Origin of the sequence: Flavobacterium sp. (assembly GCF_036515215.1) — a bacterium.
Lineage (GTDB): Bacteria > Bacteroidota > Bacteroidia > Flavobacteriales > Flavobacteriaceae > Flavobacterium.
Window position 1 is genome coordinate 1 of record NZ_DATBVQ010000090.1, and the last position, 2,905, is coordinate 2,905.

At 39.5% G+C, this 2,905-nt stretch carries 3 protein-coding genes; all 3 read right to left on the reverse strand.

Features of this window, described 5'->3' with window-relative positions:
• Nucleotides 1-609: glycoside hydrolase family 3 N-terminal domain-containing protein (locus VIH09_RS06385; RefSeq protein WP_331579047.1), on the reverse strand; the 609-nt coding region annotated here is incomplete at its 3' end.
• Nucleotides 610-769: 160 nt separating this feature from the next.
• Nucleotides 770-2,227 (reverse strand): glycoside hydrolase family 30 protein, encoded by a 1,458-nt coding sequence (locus VIH09_RS06390; RefSeq protein WP_331579049.1) that lies wholly within the window; start codon nt 2,225-2,227, stop codon nt 770-772.
• A gap of 19 nt (nt 2,228-2,246) precedes the next feature.
• On the reverse strand, nt 2,247-2,905 hold a 659-nt coding region (locus VIH09_RS06395; RefSeq protein ID WP_331579051.1), incomplete at its 5' end, for a glycoside hydrolase family 30 protein.

Below are 2,905 nucleotides of genomic sequence, written 5' to 3' on the forward strand. Positions count from 1 at the left end.
AAAATGTTTAGCGCAAGCCATAACCGAATTCAAATCGCCCAACTTATCTCCCTGAAAACCTTTTACTCTTGCGTAAGCAATTTTTGACCCCAAAAAAGTATCTTCGCCCGCGCCTTCCATTACCCTTCCCCATCTTGGATCACGGGCAATATCAACCATAGGAGCAAATGTCCAATGAATTCCTGATGCAGCAGCTTCCGTTGCGGCAATCCTAGCGGATTGTCCCATTGCTTTCAAATCCCAACTTGCGGCTTCGGCGAGTGGGATTGGGAACGTAGTCTTGTAACTATGAATAACGTCTTGACCAAACAGCAACGGGATTTTAAGTCGGGATTGCATCGCCAATTCTTGGTATTGTCTGGTGTGTAAAGTACCCATGACATTGAGCATCGAGCCCACTAAACCTCCCTTTATTTCTTCTTCTTTGTTATTGTCTATGGTAATTGGCCCTGTAGCTACCAGATCACTATTGTATTGGTTGAGCTGGCCGATTTTTTCTTCGATTGTCATTTGTTTCAGCAAAGCATCCACCTTTTGATCAATCGTTTTTTGTTGTGAAAAGACCGAAATGGAGCTAAATAAAAGGACTGTTATTGCTATTTTTTTCATTATGATATTTTATTTTGAAGTCATTTTACTTCTATTGAACTATTGTAAACTATCCAAAACAAACTGATAGCACACAGCAAAAAGTAATGCCGATAATTGTGGCTTTATTAATTCGGATTAATCCATTGTTACCATATAAATTAGTGGGCCCTGTTAAGGGTTAGTATACTAATGTTTGAATCGAATGCGGGAGAATTTTTATTTCGGTCATTTGATTTCCGACGAATAAACCATAGGCAACTTCTTCATCGGTTTTGTTCATCACAACAGTTACGATCCCCCCTTTTTTGTTTGCAAACGAAGTTGTCAACAAATTACTTCTGCTTGCAACACTGCTTATTCTTCTGGCTTCCGGACGAATAAATTTCGAAAAATGACCAATGTAGTAATAGGATGGAGTATAAATCAGTTCGTCTTTAGTTACATCTGCATGGACTGGAGCGAAACAAAAGTTTCCAACATGGTTTGGACCTCCGTTTTGATCCAAAAGTATATTCCAGTCAGTCCAGCCTACCGTTCCATTATTGAAATCGTTAATCATCGACTCGCCATATTTTTCGCCATTCGGCCAATATTGGTATTTTGCAGCATCAAACTTTTCGACACAACCTTCTGTAAAAAGTATGTTTTTATCGGGATACATCTCATGGATTTTACCTACATTATCAAACATTTGTTCTCCGCCGCTCCAGCTTTCATACCAATGAAATCCTATTCCCCAAGCGTATTTGCTGGCTTCAGGGTCATCAAAAATCACGGATGCCCGTTGTGCCATTAAATCACGATTGTGATCCCAAACGGTAATTTTTTTCGAACCGAAACCCGCCTTTTGCATCGTTGGCCCTAAATATTTTTTCAAAAAATCACGCTCCTCTTCGGCGGTATAAATACACGATTCCCATGTTTGATTTGCCATTGGCTCATTCTGAACGGTAATCCCCCAAACAGGAATGCCCTCTTTCTGGTACGCTGCAATAAATTTAGTGTAATAATTTGCCCAAGATTGATAAAATTCAGGCTTCAATTTGCCTCCTCTAAGCATATTATTAGTGGTTTTCATGAATGCAGGCGGGCTCCATGGACTTGCATAAAGGGTCAATTTACCCCCCGCTTCGTCAATAGCTTTTTTAATCATTGGAATTCTATCTTTCAAATCATGTTCGATGCTGAAAGTTTTCAAGTCTTTATCGCCTTCTTCTATATAAGTGTATGACTCGCTGCCAAAATCACAGCTGTGTATATTGGTTCTTGCCAATGTATATCCAATTCCTTTATCAGCATTATAATATGCCGTTATCAATTCTTTTCGGTTTTTTTCGGACAATTTCGAAAAAACCTCTGCACTGGCATCTGTAATAGCGCCACCGATTCCCAGAAAGGACTGAAACTTTTTGTTTGGATTTACAAAAACACAGCTTTGTGTTTCGAGTGGTTGTACGGCAGTTTTGAATACCAGGGTGTCCGTTTTGGATAATCTCAAATTAGTGTTTTCCGCTGTGGTGTAAACGACAACGCTTTTATTTTTGGCCGAATACATAATAGATTTCGCCTTGTTTTTTTGTTGAGCCAGCGCAAAAAATGATGCCAACATAAGCATTCCTGTTAGTGCTTTTTTCATGTCTTTTTATGTTTTTTTATTACCAAACGTAAGTCGCTACCGAACCCCCATTTAATGAGGTCGTAACTTGTTTTTGGTTGTGTTTAATGTTAAAAGTTTCTGTTGTTTCCCCATCATTTTCGACAAGCAGAACTGTTTTGCCGGTTGGAGTTTTAAACGCTACGTTATGTAAGTTTCCGCTTATGTTGCTCCCAATTCGTACCGAACCTTCGGGAACAAATTTAGAAGCGTGACCAATAATGTAATATCCAACTTCTCTTTTGATCGTTCCGTTTTTATCAATTATTAAGGCTCCTTTACAGGTGCTGCAGCCCCCAGGAGTATACGGCTTGTAAAACTCGTCGTTGGCTAAACCCCAGGATAGCGCATTTTTGCTCCAGTTGCGCATCGAACCTATAACAACATTTTTTACCATCCATTTTAAATCCGATCCAAAGCTGCCTTCGGAACCGGTATATTGTTCCGTAAAATAAACATCTTTATTGGGATATGCATCGTGAACTGTTGACAAGGCGCTGATGTCCCCTTCATATAGATGAAATGCCGAACCCGCCACATAGGGCAACGCTTTTGGATCATTTAGAATGGTTAGAGGATATTCCGGTTTGTTGCAATTATGATCATAAACTACAATTTTCGTTTTAATATTTGCCGCTTGAAATGCAGGTCCCAAATTAT